The 16,097-nt window shown below is 70.7% G+C and carries 14 protein-coding genes; 9 read left to right on the top strand and 5 right to left on the bottom strand.

Annotated elements, in window-relative coordinates; genetic code table 11:
- Window positions 1-70: 70 nt before the first annotated feature.
- The gene (locus tag ACPWUT_RS03360) at window positions 71-1,219 is read right to left on the bottom strand and encodes a BMP family lipoprotein (protein WP_284529709.1); all 1,149 of its coding nucleotides are present in this window, start codon (window positions 1,217-1,219) and stop codon (window positions 71-73) included.
- Between the two features lie 173 nt (window positions 1,220-1,392).
- The gene (locus ACPWUT_RS03355; protein ID WP_284529707.1) at window positions 1,393-2,508 is read right to left on the bottom strand and encodes a mannose-1-phosphate guanylyltransferase; all 1,116 of its coding nucleotides are present in this window, start codon (window positions 2,506-2,508) and stop codon (window positions 1,393-1,395) included.
- Between the two features lie 240 nt (window positions 2,509-2,748).
- Between ACPWUT_RS03355 and sdhC the strand changes: the two genes are divergently transcribed.
- Genes sdhC through ACPWUT_RS03325 form a run of 6 tightly spaced genes read left to right on the top strand, consistent with a single transcriptional unit; the run spans window position 2,749 to window position 8,363 of the window.
- Window positions 2,749-3,183, top strand: a complete 435-nt coding sequence (gene sdhC, locus ACPWUT_RS03350; RefSeq protein WP_284529705.1) for a succinate dehydrogenase, cytochrome b556 subunit — start codon at window positions 2,749-2,751, stop codon at window positions 3,181-3,183.
- On the top strand, window positions 3,183-3,644 hold the full coding sequence (locus tag ACPWUT_RS03345) for a succinate dehydrogenase hydrophobic membrane anchor subunit (RefSeq protein WP_284529703.1): 462 nt from the start codon (window positions 3,183-3,185) through the stop codon (window positions 3,642-3,644). The genes sdhC and ACPWUT_RS03345 overlap by 1 nt, the downstream gene beginning before the upstream one ends.
- 2 nt (window positions 3,645-3,646) lie before the next feature.
- Entirely contained in the window at window positions 3,647-5,470 is a 1,824-nt protein-coding gene (sdhA, locus tag ACPWUT_RS03340) for a succinate dehydrogenase flavoprotein subunit (RefSeq protein WP_284529702.1), read from the top strand.
- 1 nt (window position 5,471) lies between these two features.
- Window positions 5,472-6,245 carry a succinate dehydrogenase iron-sulfur subunit gene (locus tag ACPWUT_RS03335; RefSeq protein WP_284529701.1) on the top strand — a complete coding sequence of 258 codons (774 nt, stop codon included), beginning with the start codon at window positions 5,472-5,474 and terminating at the stop codon, window positions 6,243-6,245.
- Between the two features lie 25 nt (window positions 6,246-6,270).
- Window positions 6,271-7,473, top strand: coding sequence for a YihY/virulence factor BrkB family protein (locus tag ACPWUT_RS03330; RefSeq protein WP_425840614.1), 1,203 nt, complete (start codon window positions 6,271-6,273; stop codon window positions 7,471-7,473).
- Between the two features lie 35 nt (window positions 7,474-7,508).
- Window positions 7,509-8,363, top strand: a complete 855-nt coding sequence (locus tag ACPWUT_RS03325; RefSeq protein WP_284529699.1) for an endonuclease/exonuclease/phosphatase family protein — start codon at window positions 7,509-7,511, stop codon at window positions 8,361-8,363.
- 46 nt (window positions 8,364-8,409) lie between these two features.
- On the opposite strand, the gene ppsA is transcribed toward ACPWUT_RS03325, so the two are convergent.
- Window positions 8,410-10,803, bottom strand: coding sequence for a phosphoenolpyruvate synthase (ppsA, locus tag ACPWUT_RS03320; protein ID WP_425842169.1), 2,394 nt, complete (start codon window positions 10,801-10,803; stop codon window positions 8,410-8,412).
- 42 nt (window positions 10,804-10,845) lie between these two features.
- Window positions 10,846-11,721, bottom strand: coding sequence for a pyruvate, water dikinase regulatory protein (locus ACPWUT_RS03315; RefSeq protein ID WP_425840611.1), 876 nt, complete (start codon window positions 11,719-11,721; stop codon window positions 10,846-10,848).
- Between the two features lie 127 nt (window positions 11,722-11,848).
- Here ACPWUT_RS03315 and trpS point away from each other — a divergent pair, with 127 nt between their 5' ends.
- The 3 genes from trpS (at window position 11,849) to ACPWUT_RS03300 (ending at window position 14,419) form a co-directional block, all read left to right on the top strand.
- Entirely contained in the window at window positions 11,849-12,853 is a 1,005-nt protein-coding gene (gene trpS / locus ACPWUT_RS03310; protein ID WP_284529693.1) for a tryptophan--tRNA ligase, read from the top strand.
- A gap of 75 nt (window positions 12,854-12,928) precedes the next feature.
- Window positions 12,929-13,507: a GNAT family N-acetyltransferase gene (locus ACPWUT_RS03305; protein WP_284529692.1), complete on the top strand. Its 579-nt coding sequence runs from the start codon at window positions 12,929-12,931 to the stop codon at window positions 13,505-13,507.
- 33 nt (window positions 13,508-13,540) lie between these two features.
- On the top strand, window positions 13,541-14,419 hold the full coding sequence (locus tag ACPWUT_RS03300) for an Fpg/Nei family DNA glycosylase (RefSeq protein ID WP_284529691.1): 879 nt from the start codon (window positions 13,541-13,543) through the stop codon (window positions 14,417-14,419).
- 126 nt (window positions 14,420-14,545) lie between these two features.
- On the opposite strand, the gene glpK is transcribed toward ACPWUT_RS03300, so the two are convergent.
- Complete coding sequence (gene glpK, locus ACPWUT_RS03295) at window positions 14,546-16,081, bottom strand: glycerol kinase GlpK (RefSeq protein WP_425840605.1); 1,536 nt, start codon at window positions 16,079-16,081, stop codon at window positions 14,546-14,548.
- Window positions 16,082-16,097: the final 16 nt, after the last annotated feature.

Genomic DNA, 16,097 nt, shown 5'->3' with positions numbered 1-16,097 from the left:
TCGACGTTCTGCGAACGGCACTCGGGGCGGGCCGCTGACGCAGGCCCGCCCCGAGTGGTGATCGGTCAGATCACGGGGAGTTCGGCGACTCCACCGTGATGTCGCCGGCGATGATCGACGCCTGCAGGGCGGCGATCTCGTCGAGCAGTCCGTCCGGCAGCTGCGACTCGAAGTCGTGGAAGCTCGACAGCTTCACGCCCTCGTTCTCCAGCGTGCCCACGTAGGGCGCCGGGTCGAAGTCGCCCGCGGCCGCGGCGATGGTCGCGTCGTGGACGGCGACGTCGATCGCCTTCATGATCGAGACCAGCGTGACGTCGGTGACGCTCGTGTCGGCGACGGCGAGGTCGCTGTCCACACCGAGCATCACGGTGTCGGTGCCGCCGTCGGCGATGGCCGCCGCAGCGCTCTGGTAGATCGGGCCGCCGACGGGGAGGATGACGTCCACGCCCTGGTCGAGGACCGACTGCGCGGTCTGCTTGGCGGTGTCGTTGGCGTCGAAGCCGCCGGTGAAGGCGCCCTCCTGCGTGGCGGTGTCCCAGCCGAAGACCTGGACGTCGGTGCCCTTGTCCTCGTTGTACTTCTCGACACCGAGCTGGTAGCCGTCCATGAACACGGCGACCGACGGGATCTGCATGCCGCCGAAGGTGCCGACCTTGTTCACGCCCGACTGGGCCGACCATGCGGCCGCGGCGTAGCCGCCGAGGTAGGCGGCCTCGGCCGTGTTGAAGACGAGCGGCTTGATGTTCGGCGCGTCGGGGGCTCCGTCGTAGACCGGGTTGCCCTCGTCGTCGACGGTGGTGCCGTCGGCGTAGTCGTCAATGATCGCGAACTGGAGGTCGGGGTTGGCGGTGGCGGCCTCGACGGTCGCGGCGGCCAGCTTGAAGCCCACGGCGATGATGAGCGTGCAGCCCTCGGAGACGGCCGTCTCCATGTTCGGGGCGTAGTCGTTGTCGTTGGTCGACTCGAACTCGAGCGGCTCGACGCCCAGCTCCTCGGCGGCCATGTCCATGCCGTTCTTCGCGGACTCGTTGAACGACTTGTCGTTCCAGCCGCCGGCGTCGGAGATCAGGCAGGGCAGGAAGCCCTCGACGACCTCGGGCGCCTCGGCGCCGGGGGTCGAGGGGCTGGCCTCGGGTGCCGTGCCGCAGCCGGCGAGGGCCGCGACGAGCAGCGCGGCGCCCGCGATACCCGCGAGCTTCTTGGTGGTCGAGATGGTCAAGTGTGCCTCCACGGAAGAGAACCCGCGGACTTCGCGGGTGTGCAGGATGAAATTACCTATTGTGTCGACGGATTTGCACGCTGAGCAGGCGGGTTCAGGCGAATGGTTACAAAGACGCAATGAATCCGTCACGCTCGCGGCATCCTGCTCAATCGGACGCCCTCGACGGGGCCTCAGAGCACGTCGCCGCGACCGGTCAGCTTGAGCGCGTCGACGACGCCCTTGACCCGCTGGGCGTGCTCGCTGGTGGTCACCAGGAGAGCGTCGGGGGTGTCGACGACGACGATGTCCTTCACGCCGATCAGGCTGATCACGCGCGTGGTGTGGCTGACGACGATGCCGCTGGCGGCGTCGGAGAGGATGCGCGCGTTCTCGCCCAGGATGGCCAGGTCGTTCTTGCGCCCGCCGGAGTTGAGCTTGGCGAGGCTCGCGAAGTCCCCCACGTCGTCCCAGTCGAAGTGACCCGGCACCACCGCGAGGCGCCCGCGCTCGGCGGCCGGCTCGGCCACGGCGTAGTCGATCGCGATCTTGGGGAGCTCCGGCCACACGCGGTCCACGACCGGCCCGCGCCGCTCCCGGTCGTCCCACGCCTCGGCGAGCTCCAGCAGCCCGGCGTGCAGCTCGGGCTCGTTGGCCGCCAGCTCGGCCAGCAGCACGTCCGCACGGGAGATGAACATCCCGGCGTTCCACAGGTGATCGCGCGACTGCACGTACTCCTTGGCCGTCTCGAGGTCGGGCTTCTCGACGAACCGCTCGACGAGGGCCGCCTCGGGAGCCCCCGCCACGGCGAGCATGTCGGCCTTCTTGATGTAGCCGAAGCCGACGGAGGGCTCGCTGGGCGTGATGCCGATCGTGCAGATGTAGCCCTCGCGCGCCACCGCGACGGCCTGCTGCACCGCCCAGTGGAAGACCGGGAGCACCCGGATCACGTGGTCGGCCGCGAAGGAGCCGATGATCACGTCGGGATCGCGGCGGTGGAGGATGGCGGCGGCCAGGCCGATGGCCGCCGCGGAGTCGCGCGGCTCGGACTCCAGGAAGACGTTCTCGTCCGGGATGCCGGGCAGCTGTGCCTCGACGGCGGCGCGGTGCGCGCGCCCCGTCACCACGGCGATGCGATCGTGCCCCGTCAGCGGCTCGAGCCGGTCCCAGGTGTCCCGCAGCAGCGAGTGGCCGGATCCGGTGAGGTCGTGCAGGAACTTGGGCGCGTCGGCGCGGGAGAGCGGCCACAGCCTGCTGCCCACCCCGCCGGCGGGGATGACGGCGTAGAAGTCCTCGATCGGTTCGACCATGCGTCGAGCGTAGCGGGCGCCGCCGCCGCGCCCCCGAGTGCGCCGCCACCCCCTCCGAAAGAACGTGATTTCCTGCCGGTGTCTCGATATCGAGAGAACTTAGGCCCGCCTTCCTCGCCCGCCCCGCGGGAGCCGATCTAGGATGAGAGAGCACCCGTGTGCGACGTCGGGGTCGGAAGCCCCAGGGATGTAGTCGTCCCCGCCGAGACGAGGTGCCGTTCACACCAAGGGAGGACGACCGTGTCCGCACCAGCACGCGTCACACCGTCGGTGGCCCAGACCACGTCCCGGACGCCGCGCGGCACCCTGTACCGCGGCAACGAGGGCATGTGGTCCTGGGTCCTGCACCGCATCACCGGCGTCGCCATCTTCTTCTTCCTGCTCGTGCACGTGCTCGACACGGCGCTCATCCGCGTCGCGCCCGACGCGTACGACGCGGTCATGAGCTCCTACAAGAACCCGGTGATGGGCCTCGGCGAGACCGTCCTGGTGGCGGCGATCGTCTACCACGCCTACAACGGCCTGCGCATCATCGCCGTGGACCTCTGGCCGTGGGCGACCCGTCACCAGCGCCAGCTGTGGTGGGCCGTGCTCGTCCTGTGGGTGGTGACCGTGGGCGGCTTCGCCGCGCGCCACCTGCCGATCGTCTTCTCGACCATGGGAGGGGGGCACTGATGTCCGTCCAGGCTCCGAGCGCCGACCTCGCCGCTCCGCGCAGCGCCGCTCCCCGCAAGAAGGGCGCCAACCTCGAGAAGTGGGGCTGGATCTACATGCGCGTCTCCGGCGTGCTGCTGGTCGTCCTCATCTTCGGCCACCTGTTCGTCAACCTGATGCTCGGCGAGGGCATCCACGGCATCGACTTCGCGTTCGTCGCCGGCAAGTTCGCCACGCCGTTCTGGCAGTGGTGGGACGTGCTGATGCTGTGGCTCGCCCTCATCCACGGCGCCAACGGCATGCGCACGATCGTCAACGACTACGTCACCGGCCCCAAGGTGCGCACCACGCTCGTGTGGGCCCTGTGGATCACCGCCGGCTTCCTCATCCTGCTCGGCACGCTCGTCGTGTTCACCTTCGACCCGTGCATCCCCAACCTCAGCCCCGACAGCATGCTGTCCGAGATCTGCAAGGCATCCTGACTGTGACTACCGCGTACCCGGACGCCGTCGTGAAGGACGGCGTCCACTACCACCAGTTCGACATCGTCATCGTGGGCGCCGGCGGCGCCGGCATGCGGGCGGCGATCGAGGCCGGCCCCGGCGCGAAGACCGCCGTCATCACCAAGCTCTACCCCACGCGCTCGCACACCGGCGCGGCGCAGGGCGGCATGGCGGCGGCGCTGGCCAACGTCGAAGAGGACTCGTGGGAGTGGCACACGTTCGACACGGTCAAGGGCGGCGACTACCTCGTCGACCAGGACGCGGCCGAGATCCTCGCCAAGGAGGCGATCGACGCCGTCATCGACCTCGAGAACATGGGGCTGCCCTTCAACCGCACCCCTGAGGGCAAGATCGACCAGCGCCGCTTCGGCGGCCACACCGCCGACCACGGCAAGACCCCGGTGCGCCGCGCGTGCTACGCCGCCGACCGCACCGGCCACATGATCCTGCAGACGCTGTTCCAGAACTGCGTCAAGCTCGGCATCAACTTCTTCAACGAGTTCTACGTCCTCGACCTCATCACCGTCGGCGAGGGTAAGGACACCCAGGTCGCGGGGGTCGTCGCGTACGAGCTCGCCACCGGCGACCTGCACGTCTTCCAGTCCAAGGCCGTCATCTTCGCGACCGGCGGCTTCGGCAAGATCTTCAAGACCACCTCCAACGCCCACACCCTCACGGGCGACGGCGTCGGCGTGATCTGGCGCAAGAAGCTGCCGCTGGAGGACATGGAGTTCTTCCAGTTCCACCCCACCGGCCTGGCCGGCCTCGGCATCCTCCTGACCGAGGGCGCCCGCGGCGAGGGTGCGATCCTGCGCAACGCCTCGGGCGAGCGCTTCATGGAGCGCTACGCCCCCACCATCAAGGACCTCGCCCCGCGCGACATCGTCAGCCGCTGCATGGTGCAGGAGGTCGCCGAGGGCCGCGGAGCCGGCCCGCACCGCGACTACGTCCTGCTGGACTGCACCCACCTCGGCGCCGAAGTCCTCGAGACCAAGCTCCCCGACATCACCGAGTTCGCCCGCACCTACCTGGGCGTCGACCCGGTCGTCGAGCCGGTGCCGGTGATGCCGACCGCCCACTACGCGATGGGCGGCATCCCCACCAACACCGACGCCGAGGTCCTGAGCGACAACACGACCGTCGTGCCGGGGCTCTACGCCGCCGGCGAGTGCGCGTGCGTCTCGGTGCACGGCTCCAACCGCCTGGGCACCAACTCGCTCCTCGACATCAACGTGTTCGGCAAGCGCGCCGGCCGCCGGGCCGTCCAGTACGTCCAGACCGCCGACTTCGTGCCCCTCCCCGAGGACCCCGCCGCCGAGGTGCGCGACCTGCTCGAGGGCCTGCGCAACAACCCCGGCAACGAGCGGATCGCCGTGCTCCGCAAGACCCTGCAGGACGAGATGGACCGGAAGGCCCAGGTGTTCCGCACCGACGAGTCGCTCGGCGAGGTGCTCACCGTCATCGCCGACCTGCGCGAGCGCTACAAGAACGTGCACGTCGACGACAAGGGCAAGCGGTTCAACACCGACCTGCTGGAGGCCGTCGAGCTCGGCTTCCTCCTCGACATCGCCGAGGTCGTCGTGGTCACCGCCCGCAACCGCAAGGAGAGCCGCGGCGGCCACATGCGCGACGACTTCCCGACGCGCGACGACGAGAACTACATGCAGCACACGATGGCCTATCTGTCGGGCGATCCCCACTCGTCGCACGCCGAGGACCACATCCGCCTGGACTGGAAGCCAGTCGTGTTCACCAAGAACGAGGCCGGCGAACTGCGGTACCCGCCGCTGGAGAGGAAGTACTGAGATGACGCTCGTCGCCGATGCTCCGGGGACCGTGAACGAACCGGCTGCGAACGACACCGGCATCCAGTCGTTCCTCGTCACCTTCATCATCCGACGCTTCGACCCCGAGGTCGACAGCGAGCCGCGCTGGGTGGACTACGACGTCGAGCTCTACTCGACGGACCGCGTGCTCGACGCGCTGCACAAGATCAAGTGGGAGGTCGACGGCTCGCTGACCTTCCGCCGCTCGTGCGCGCACGGCATCTGCGGATCGGACGCCATGCGCATCAACGGCCGCAACCGCCTGGCCTGCAAGACGCTGATCAAGGACCTCGACATCTCGCAGCCGATCTACGTCGAGGCCATCAAGGGCCTGCCGCTGGAGAAGGACCTCGTCGTCGACATGGAGCCGTTCTTCGCGTCGTACCGCGAGGTGCAGCCGTTCCTCATCGCGAACTCCACCCCGGAGCCAGGCAAGGAGCGCATCCAGTCGATCGTCGACCGCGAGGTGTTCGACGACACGACCAAGTGCATCCTCTGCGCCGCGTGCACGTCGTCGTGCCCGGTGTTCTGGACCGACGGCCAGTACTTCGGACCCGCGGCGATCGTCAACGCCCACCGCTTCATCTTCGACTCGCGCGACGACGCGGGCGATGTGCGCCTCGACATCCTCAACGACAAGGAGGGCGTGTGGCGCTGCCGCACCACCTTCAACTGCACCGAGGCGTGCCCCCGCGGCATCGAGGTGACCAAGGCGATCGCCGAGGTGAAGCAGGCCGTCCTCCGCGGACGCTGAGCACGCGCGTCGCTACGCTGGACGCGTGAGCGAGGACCGCACCGGCGAACCGTCCGAGCCCTGGCGCGAACGCTGGGAGCAGTCGCCCCTGCGTGAGCGTCTCGACGAGCCCATCGAGCGAGCGACGCAGATCACCCGCCGCACGCTCGCCTGGTTCCCGATCCGGGTCTGGCGGCACTTCCTCCGTCACAACGGCTTCCTGCTGGCGGCCGCCATCAGCTACCAGTCGATCTTCGCGATCTTCGCCGTGCTCTATGTGGCCTTCGCGGTGGTGGGGCTGTGGCTCGGCGGGAGCCAGTCGGCCATCGACGGCCTGGTCGCCCTCATCAACTCCTACATCCCGGGACTGATCGGCCCCGAAGGCCAGGGCCTCGTCTCGGACGAGGCAGTGACGGAGATCGCGCGGGGGTCGTCGAGCCTGCTCGCGGTCACCGGCGCCGTCGCGGTGCTCGTGGCGATCTGGACCGCGATCGGGTTCGTCACGTTCACCCGCCGCGCGGTGCGCGACATCTTCGGACTGCCCTTCGACGGCCGCAACTACCTGATCCTCAAGGCCCGCGACTTCGTCGCCGGCGTGCTGTTCGGCGCCGCGCTGGTGCTCGGCGCCGGGCTCGGCTACGCCGCCGGCGGGGCGGTCGACGTGCTCTTCCGGTGGCTCGGCGGCGACATCCTCTCGACGTGGGGAAGTGTGTTCAGCCGCGTCGCGTCGGTCGGCATCGCGTTCGTGATCAACTCCGCGGCCCTGGCCGCCCTCATCCGCCTGCTCACCGGCACCTCGCTGCCGTGGGCGCGCATCTGGCCCGGCGCCGCGCTCGGGGCGGGCGCCCTCGTCGTGCTGCAGCTCGCCGCCGGCCTGCTGCTCTACTACACCCCCGCCAACCCGCTGCTGGCGACGTTCTCGGTGTTCATCGGGTTCCTGCTGTGGTTCCGGCTGGCGGGGATCGTGATCCTCGTCGCCGCGTCGTGGGTGGCCGTCTCCGCGCACGACCGCGACGTCCCGCTCGTCGAGGAGAGCGAGGAGGAGCGCCGGAAGGCGGAGCGGCAGGCCGTCCTCCTCGCCGCGCGCGTCCGGGTGCGCGACGCCCACCTGGCCCGCGGGGCCGCCCCGTGGTGGGGCCGCTGGCGCGCCGGTCATGAGCTGCGCCGGGCGGAGGACGAGCTGGCCCGTCTGCAGGCGGAGGCCGACGGCGACGCGGGCCGGCGGACGCCGGGGCGGGGGCCCGCCTGAGCGGCGCTGTCGGGGCCGCTCGCTAGGCTCGTCGGGTGACCCGCACGCTCCGCATCGCCTCCGTCAATGTCAACGGCATCCGTGCCGCCGCACGCAAGGGGATGCACCCGTGGCTGGAGCAGGCCGGCGTCGACATCCTCACGCTGCAGGAGGTGCGGGCGCAGGCCTCGGACCTGGCCGCGGCGCTGCCGGGCTGGCACATCGTCGGCGACGAGGCGCTCGCGAAAGGGCGCGCCGGGGTCGCCATCGCCGCGCGCGAGCCGCTGGACATCTGGCGGATCGACCTCGTCGGCAGCGAGGGAGCGGGCGAGCTCGACACCCGGGGGCGCTGGGTCGAGGCCGACATCGCGGTGGGCGGCGAGACGGTCACGGTCGTGAGCGCGTACGTGTTCACCGGCGAGGCCGACACCGAGAAGCAGGTGGCCAAGTACGCGTTCCTCGACGCCATGGAGCGCCGCATGCCGCGGTTGGGCGACCTCGCTGTGATCACCGGCGACCTGAACGTCGGTCATCGCGAGCTCGACATCCGCAACTGGCGCGGGAACGTGAAGAAGGCCGGGTTCCTCCCCCGCGAGAGGGCGTACTTCGACCGCTTCACCGGCGCCGAGGGCGAGGACGTGGTGGGCGCCGACGGCTCGTCGGGTCCGGGGCTCGGCTGGGTCGACGTGGGCCGGCGCTGGGCGGGCGAGGTCGACGGTCCGTACACCTGGTGGTCGAGCCGCGGGAAGGCGTTCGACACCGACACCGGCTGGCGCATCGACTACCACCTCGCGACGCCGCGCCTGGCCGAGCGGGTGACCGACTACCGCGTCGTCCGGGCGCCGTCGTGGGACACCCGGTGGAGCGATCACGCGCCCGTCGTCGCCGACTACGCGTTCGGCGAGGGCTGAGGGCGCGCGACCGCTGCCGCACGGCGCGTCTCGCTCGTGCGCTGCCTCACCCGACCGGCAGCAGCTGCTGATGCCGGCGCGCGAGCGCCAGCCACGTCTCGACGACCGTGTCGGGGTTGAGCGAGATCGATCCGATGCCGCGCTCGACCAGCCACTGGGCGAAGTCCGCATGGTCGGAGGGGCCCTGTCCGCAGATGCCGATGTACTGCCCGCGTCGCACGCACGCGTCGATCGCGAGTCCGAGCACCCGCAGCACCGCCGGATCGCGTTCGTCGAACCCGGCGGCGACCAGAGCCGAATCCCGGTCGAGGCCGAGCATGAGCTGGGTCATGTCGTTGGAGCCGATGGAGAACCCGTCGAACACGTCGAGGAACTCGTCGGCCAGCAGCGCGTTGGACGGGATCTCGCACATCATGACGACCTCGAGGCCGTTCTCACCGCGGCGCAGACCGTTCTCGGCCAGCAGTGCCACCACGTCGCGGGCCTCGGTGAGGGTGCGGACGAACGGCACCATGACCTTCACGTTGGTGAGCCCCATCTCCTCGCGCACGAAGCGCAGCGCGTCGCATTCCATGCGGAAGCACGCCGCGAAGTCGGGCGACACGTAGCGTGAGGCGCCGCGCCAGCCGATCATCGGGTTCTCCTCCACGGGCTCGTAGCGCTCACCGCCCAGCAGGCCGGCGTATTCGTTCGACTTGAAGTCGCTCAGCCGCACGATCACCGGCTCGGGCGCGAACGCCGCCGCGATCATCGAGACACCCTCGGCGACGCGCCGGACGAAGTACTCGCGCGGGCTCGCGTAGGCGGCGGTGCGGCGATCGATCTCGGTGCGCAGGGGCTCGGGCAACAGGTCCCGCTCCAGGAGCGCCCGCGGGTGGATGCCGATCTGGCGGTTGATGATGAACTCCAGCCGGGCCAGGCCCACGCCGCGGTGCGGCAGCCGCGAGAACCCGAAGGCCTGGTCGGGCGTGCCGACGTTCATCATGATCCGCACCGGCAGCGGGGGCATGTCGTCCAGCCTCGTCTCCTCCTCGGAGAACGCGAGCCTGCCCGCGTACACGATCCCGTCGTCGCCCTCCGCGCACGAGACGGTGACCTCCGCGCCGTCGTGCAGCGCGCGCGTCGCGTAGCCCGTGCCGACCACCGCGGGGATGCCCAGTTCGCGCGCGATGATCGCGGCGTGGCAGGTGCGTCCGCCCCGGTCGGTGACGATGGCCGACGCCTTCGCCATGATGGGCTCCCAATCCGGGTCGGTCATGTCGGCGACGAGCACGTCGCCGGGCTGGAACCGGTCCATGTGGGCGATGCTCGCCAGCACGCGCACCGGCCCGGCGCCGATGCGCTGCCCGATCGCGCGCCCGGTGATGAGCGGCTCGCCCCGCTCGGCGAGCACGTAGCGGGTGAGCACGGCACCGCCGCTGCGCGAGACGACCGTCTCGGGCCGCGCCTGGAGGATGTAGAGCAGGCCGTCGACGCCGTCGCGCGCCCACTCGATGTCCATCGCGCGACCGTAGTGGTCCTCGATCACCAGCGCGTGACGGGCGAGCTCCTCCACCTCGGCGTCGGTGATGCTGAAGCGGGCCCGGTCGTCCGCCTCGACGTCGACGAACCGCGTCGACGCGCCCACCTGCACGTCATCGGCGTAGCGCATGGCGACCGCCTTCTCCCCCAGCTGGCGCTTCAGGATCGCCGGGCGACCGGCGCGCACCGCGGGCTTGTACACGTAGAACTCGTCGGGGTTCACCGCACCCTGCACGACGGCCTCGCCCAGTCCGTAGGCACTGGTGACGAAGACCGCCTGATCGAACCCGGACTCCGTGTCGACGGTGAACAGGACGCCGGACGCGCCGATGTCGGAGCGGACCATCCGCTGGATGCCCGCCGACAGGGCCACCTCCTCGTGCGGGAATCCGTTGTGCACCCGGTAGGCGATGGCGCGGTCGTTGTAGAGCGACGCGAACACCTCATGCACGGCGGCGAGGACGTTCTCGATGCCGCCGATGTTCAGGAAGGTCTCCTGCTGCCCCGCGAAGGACGCGTCGGGGAGGTCTTCGGCGGTGGCGCTGGAGCGCACGGCCCAGGTGACGCGGGCGGGCTCGGGGTCGCCCGCGAGCATCTCGCCGAACGCGTCGCGGATGTCCCGTTCGAGATCCGCGGGGAACGGCTGCGCCTCGATCCAGCCCCGGACCTCGGCCCCCACGCGAGCCAGTTCCGCCACGTCGGAGATGTCCAGGGCGCCGACGGCGGCCTGGATGCGCTCCGCCAGGCCCTGCTGGGCGAGGAACGCGCGGTAGGCGTCGGCCGTCGTCGCGAATCCGCCGGGCACCCGGACGCCGGCACCGGTCAGGGCCGAGACCATCTCCCCCAGAGACGCGTTCTTGCCGCCCACCTGCGGCAGGTCCGCCATGCCGATGTCGTGGAACCACAGGATGTTGTCCATCTCATTCACCTCGTACTTCTCTTTCACCTCGGATCGGGGCCGTCACGTCCGCAGCTTCATGGTCTGCAGGATGACGGCCGACATCTCCTCGACGCTCTTCGTCGAGGAGTTCACGAAGGGGACGCCCGCGCGCCGGTAGAGCTCCTCCGCGCGGCGCAGCTCGAGCGTGCACTGCTCGAGGCTCGCGTAGCGCGACCGGGGGCGGCGCTGGGTGCGCACCTCGGTCAGCCGGACCGGCGTCGTGGTCAGCCCGAAGCAGCGCGCGGCGAAGCGGACGAGCGGACCCGGCAGCATCTCGGTCGGGAAGTCGTCGTCGGTCAGCGGATAGTTCGCGACGAGCAGGCCGTACTGCAATGCGAGATACATCGTCGTCGGCGTCTTGCCGCATCTGCTCGGCGCGACGATGATCACGTCGGCCAGGTCGAGCGCGCGCAGGCTCTGACCGTCGTCGTGCTCGATCGCATACTCGACCGCCCGCATGCGCCGGTGGTACTTCTCCAGGTCGCCGAGGCCGTGGTAGGCGCCCGGGAGCTCCGAGGAACGCACGCCGAAGGCTTCCTCCAGCCGGGCGAGCGGCCCGCCCAGCAGGTCGATCACCAGCGCGGGGGCGGCAGACAGTCCGATGCGCAGCGACGCCTGCTTGACGGTGGTGAAGACCACCGGCGCCAGCCCGGCCGCGGCGGCTCTCCCCACCTCGGCGAGCACCTCCTCCACCCGGACGTCGCCGTCCACGAACGGGAGGGTGTGGTGCTCCACGTCGATGCCGGGGAAGTTGGCCAGCAGCGCGCTGCCCAGGGTCTCGGCCGTGATGCCGGTGGAGTCGGACACGAAGAAGGCGGCCCTCCGCTGTCGCGGCGCACTCCGTCCGGGGCTCTCGTCGCCGAGCGCCCCCGTCAACGTCGTCTGTCGATCGTCCATGATCGTGCCTGCGGGCCCGGCGGACATCTCTGGTCCACCAGATCCCACGCTAGGACGCCCGTCGCCGGCGCGGCGGGCCCCCGGGCCGTGAATATCCGCGCGGTGCCGGCGCCCGTAGGATTGGGAGGTGAGCAAACCCCGCCTGTACTCCGGAATGCAGCCCTCGGCCGACTCCCTCCAGATCGGCAACTACATCGGGGCGCTCATGCAGTGGCGCGACCTGCAGCAGGCCTACGACGCGTTCTTCTCGGTCGTCGACCTGCACGCGCTCACGCAGCCCAACGATCCGTCCGAGCTGCGGGAGAAGACCCGTCGCACGGCGGCGCAGTACATCGCCGCCGGCATCGAGCCCTCGAAGTCCACGCTGTACGTGCAGTCCCACGTGTCCGCCCACGCCGAGCTGCAGTGGATCCTGTCGACGCTGACGGGCTTCGGCGAGGCCGGGCGGATGACGCAGTTCAAGGACAAGTCGCAGCGCTACGGCACGGATGCCACCAACGTCGGCCTGTTCACCTACCCGGTGCTCATGGCCGCCGACATCCTGCTCTACCAGACCGACATCGTGCCCGTCGGCGACGACCAGAAGCAGCACGTCGAGCTGACCCGCGATCTCGCCGAGCGTTTCAACTCGCGCTACGGCACGGCGTTCACCGTGCCGATGCCCGTGATCCAGAAGGACACCGCGCGCATCTACGACCTGCAGACGCCGACCGCGAAGATGTCGAAGTCGGCGGAGTCCGACGCGGGCGTGCTGTGGCTGCTGGATGACCCGGCCGTCTCGGCGAAGAAGATCATGCGCGCGGTCACGGACTCCGAGGGCTCGGTGCGCTACGACCGCGAGGCCAAGCCGGGCGTGTCCAACCTGCTGGTGATCTACGCGGCCCTCACCGGACGCCAGATCGGCTCGATCGAGGACGAGTATGCGGGCCGCGGCTACGGCGACTTCAAGAAGGGGCTCGCCGAGGTCGTCGTGAACGAGTTCGGTCCGGTGCGCGAGCGCGCCCTCGAGCTTCTCGCCGACCCCGCCGAGCTCGACCGCGTGCTGGCCGCCAACGCCGCCCGCGCCGACGAGGTGGCCGGCGCGACGCTCGCCGACGTGTACGACAAGGTGGGGCTCCTCCGCCGCGTGTGATCCTCGCGCCGGGCTCGCCCGTAGGCACGGCCCGGTGATCCGACGCCGTCCGAGCCACGGCGCTAGGGTCGGGGCATGCGACCGGTGACCCTGCATACCGACCGTCTCGAGCTCTCCGTCCCGACGGCCGGAGACGTCGACGCGATCTTCGCGGCCTGCCAGGACCCCGAGGTGCAGCGCTACACCACCGTGCCCACGCCGTACCGGCGCGCGCACGCGGAGGGCTTCGTGGAGAAGGCCGCCGCGTGGTGGGACGCCGGCACCGAGACGACGTGGGCCGTCCGCCGGGACGGGATGCTGTCGGGGATGGTGGGGCTTCACCGCCTCGGGCGCGGCGACGGCGAGCTGGGCTACTGGATGGCGCCCGACGCGCGTGGCCGCGGCTTCCTGACGGAGGCGGCGCGGGCCGTCGTGGACTGGGGCTTCTCCCCCGCCGAGGGCGAGCGGGGTCTTGGCCTGGCCCGCATCGAGTGGCGCGCAGTGGCCGGCAACATCGCTTCGGCACGCGCGGCGCGCGCGCTCGGCTTCCGCTACGAGGGACTGCTGCGGCAGGCGCTGCTGCACAGCTCCGGACGACGCGACGACGCGTGGATCGCCGGGCTCCTCCCCGGCGATGACCGCACGCCCCAGGAGTGGCCGGTGCTTGCCGGCTGACGGCGGGTCGTCCGGCAGTGGCAGGATGGCGTCATGCCCGAGATGCCGGAAGTGCAGGGTCTGGTCGACTTCCTCGACGCGAGACTGAGGGGGCTCGCCGTGACGAAGGTCACGGTGGCCAACATCGCCGCGCTGAAGACGTACGACCCGCCGATCGACCGCCTGAAGGGCGCGACGGTCACGGGTGCCCAGCGGCACGGCAAGTTCGTGGACCTCGCGACGGATGCCTCGGACGAGACGGGCGTGCCCCATCTGGTGTTCCACCTCGCGAAGGCCGGCTGGCTCCGGTGGTACGACGAGCTGCCGGGCACCGTGATCCGGCCGGGCAAGACGCCGATCGCCCTGCGCGTGGGGTTCGACGACGGGTCGGGCTTCGACCTCACCGAGGCCGGGACGAAGAAGTCGCTCGCGGTCTACGCCGCCCGCCGTCCGGAGGACGTCCCGGGGATCGCCCGCCTGGGGCCCGATCCGCTCGATCCCGCGTTCACCCGCGACACCCTCGCGGGACTGCTGGCGGGGCGGCGCACGCAGATCAAGGGTGTGCTGCGCGACCAGTCCGTCGTCGCCGGGATCGGCAACGCGTACTCCGACGAGATCCTGCACGCCGCGAAGATGTCGCCCTACGCGCTGGCTGCGACGCTGGACGACGCCGAGGTCGACCGGCTCTTCGCGGCCACGCGGGACACGCTGACCGAGGCCGTCGCCGCCGCGACCGGCAAGCCGCCGGCGGAACTCAAGGACGCCAAGCGACGCGGCATGTCCGTGCACGGGCGTCGCGGCGAGGTCTGCCCGGTGTGCGGCGACGTCGTGCGGAGCGTCTTCTTCGCGGACAACAGCCTGGAGTACTGCGCGACGTGCCAGACCGGCGGCAAGATCCTCGCCGACCGGCGCCTGTCCCGCCTGCTGAAGTGACGTCCGGCTCATGCGGCGCGCGGACCGAGCGCGTTCGGTGGGCACTCGTCGTCGCGGCGGACCCCGGATGGCGACGACGACTGTCACCTGTTCGTCGCCCGGCGGCACACGGCGCCGAGCGACGGCTCAGCCGGTGGTCCCCATGAGGATGCGCGCGTCGTCGTCGACCCAGTCGATCGACTTCGTGACGGCCTTCTTCCACTGCCGGTAACGGCGGGCGCGCTCGTCGGCATCCATCTGCGGCTCGAAGCGGGCGCCCTCCCGCCAGTGCGTGCGCAGCTCGTCGCGATCGCGCCAGACCCCCACTGCCAGCCCCGCCGCGTAGGCGGCGCCGAGCGCGGTCGTCTCGATCACCTCCGGGCGCACCACCGGGATGCCGAGGATATCGGCCTGGAACTGCATGAGCACGTCGTTGCGGGTCATGCCGCCGTCCACGCGCAGCTCGTCGAGGGTGTGCCCCGAGTCGGCCTGCACCGCCTCGATCACGTCGCGGGTCTGGAAGGCGGTGGCCTCCAGGGCCGCGCGGGCGATGTGGGCCTTGGTGACGTACCGCGTGAGACCGACGAGGGCTCCGCGCGCATCGGGTCGCCAGTACGGGGCGAACAGTCCCGAGAAGGCGGGCACGAAGTAGGCGCCGCCGTTGTCGTCGACGGTCGCGGCGAGCGTCTCGACCTCCTCGGAGCTGCGGATGATGCCGAGGTTGTCGCGCAGCCACTGGACGAGCGAGCCGGTGACCGCGATCGACCCCTCGAGGGCGTAATGCGCCGGCTCGTCTGCGCACCGGTACGCGACCGTGGTGATGAGCCCGGCGCGTGATCGCACGATCTCGGTGCCGGTCCCCACGAGAAGGAAGTTGCCGGTGCCGTAGGTGTTCTTGGACTCCGCGGCGTCGAAGGCCGTCTGCCCGAACGTGGCCGCCTGCTGGTCGCCGAGGATGCCGGCGATGGGCACACCGGCCAGCTCCGCCGGACGCGCCACCTCGCCCACCACCTCGGACGACGAGCGGATCTCGGGCAGCATCGCGCGCGGCACGCCCCAGACCTCCAGCAGCTCGTCGGACCAGTCCAGGGTGCGGAGGTCCATGAGGAGCGTGCGGCTGGCGTTGGTGACGTCGGTGACGTGGATGCCGCCGTCGACGCCGCCGGTCAGGTTCCACACCACCCAGCTGTCGGGCGTTCCGAACAGCAGGTCGCCGGCCTCGGCGGCCGCGCGGGCGCCGTCGACGTGCTCGAGGATCCACGCGAGCTTGGATGCGGAGAAGTAGGTCGCGAGCGGGAGCCCGGTCTGCTCGGCGAAGGCGTCCACGCCGCGGGCGGCGATCATGCGGTCCACCGCGGGCTGGGTGCGGGTGTCCTGCCACACGAGGGCGTTGTGGACGGGCTCGCCGGTGCGGCGGTCCCAGACGACGACCGTCTCGCGCTGGTTGGTGACGCCGACGGCCGCGATGTCGGAGGCCGTGAGCGACGCGTTCGCGAGAGCCTGCGCGAGCACCCACTCCGTGTTGGTCCAGATCTCCCGGGCGTCGTGCTCGACGCGCCCGGCGCGGGGGAAGATCTGCTCGTGCTCGCGCTGGGCGGTCGCGACGATCGCACCCGCGTGGTCGAACACGATCGCGCGGGTGGAGGTCGTCCCCTGGTCGAGGGCGATCACGTGGCTGGACATCGTCGTCTCCTCATCG

This window comes from Microbacterium sp. PA5 (genome assembly GCF_049860775.1).
Lineage (GTDB): Bacteria > Actinomycetota > Actinomycetes > Actinomycetales > Microbacteriaceae > Microbacterium.
This window is presented reverse-complemented; position numbering and strand designations above follow the sequence as displayed.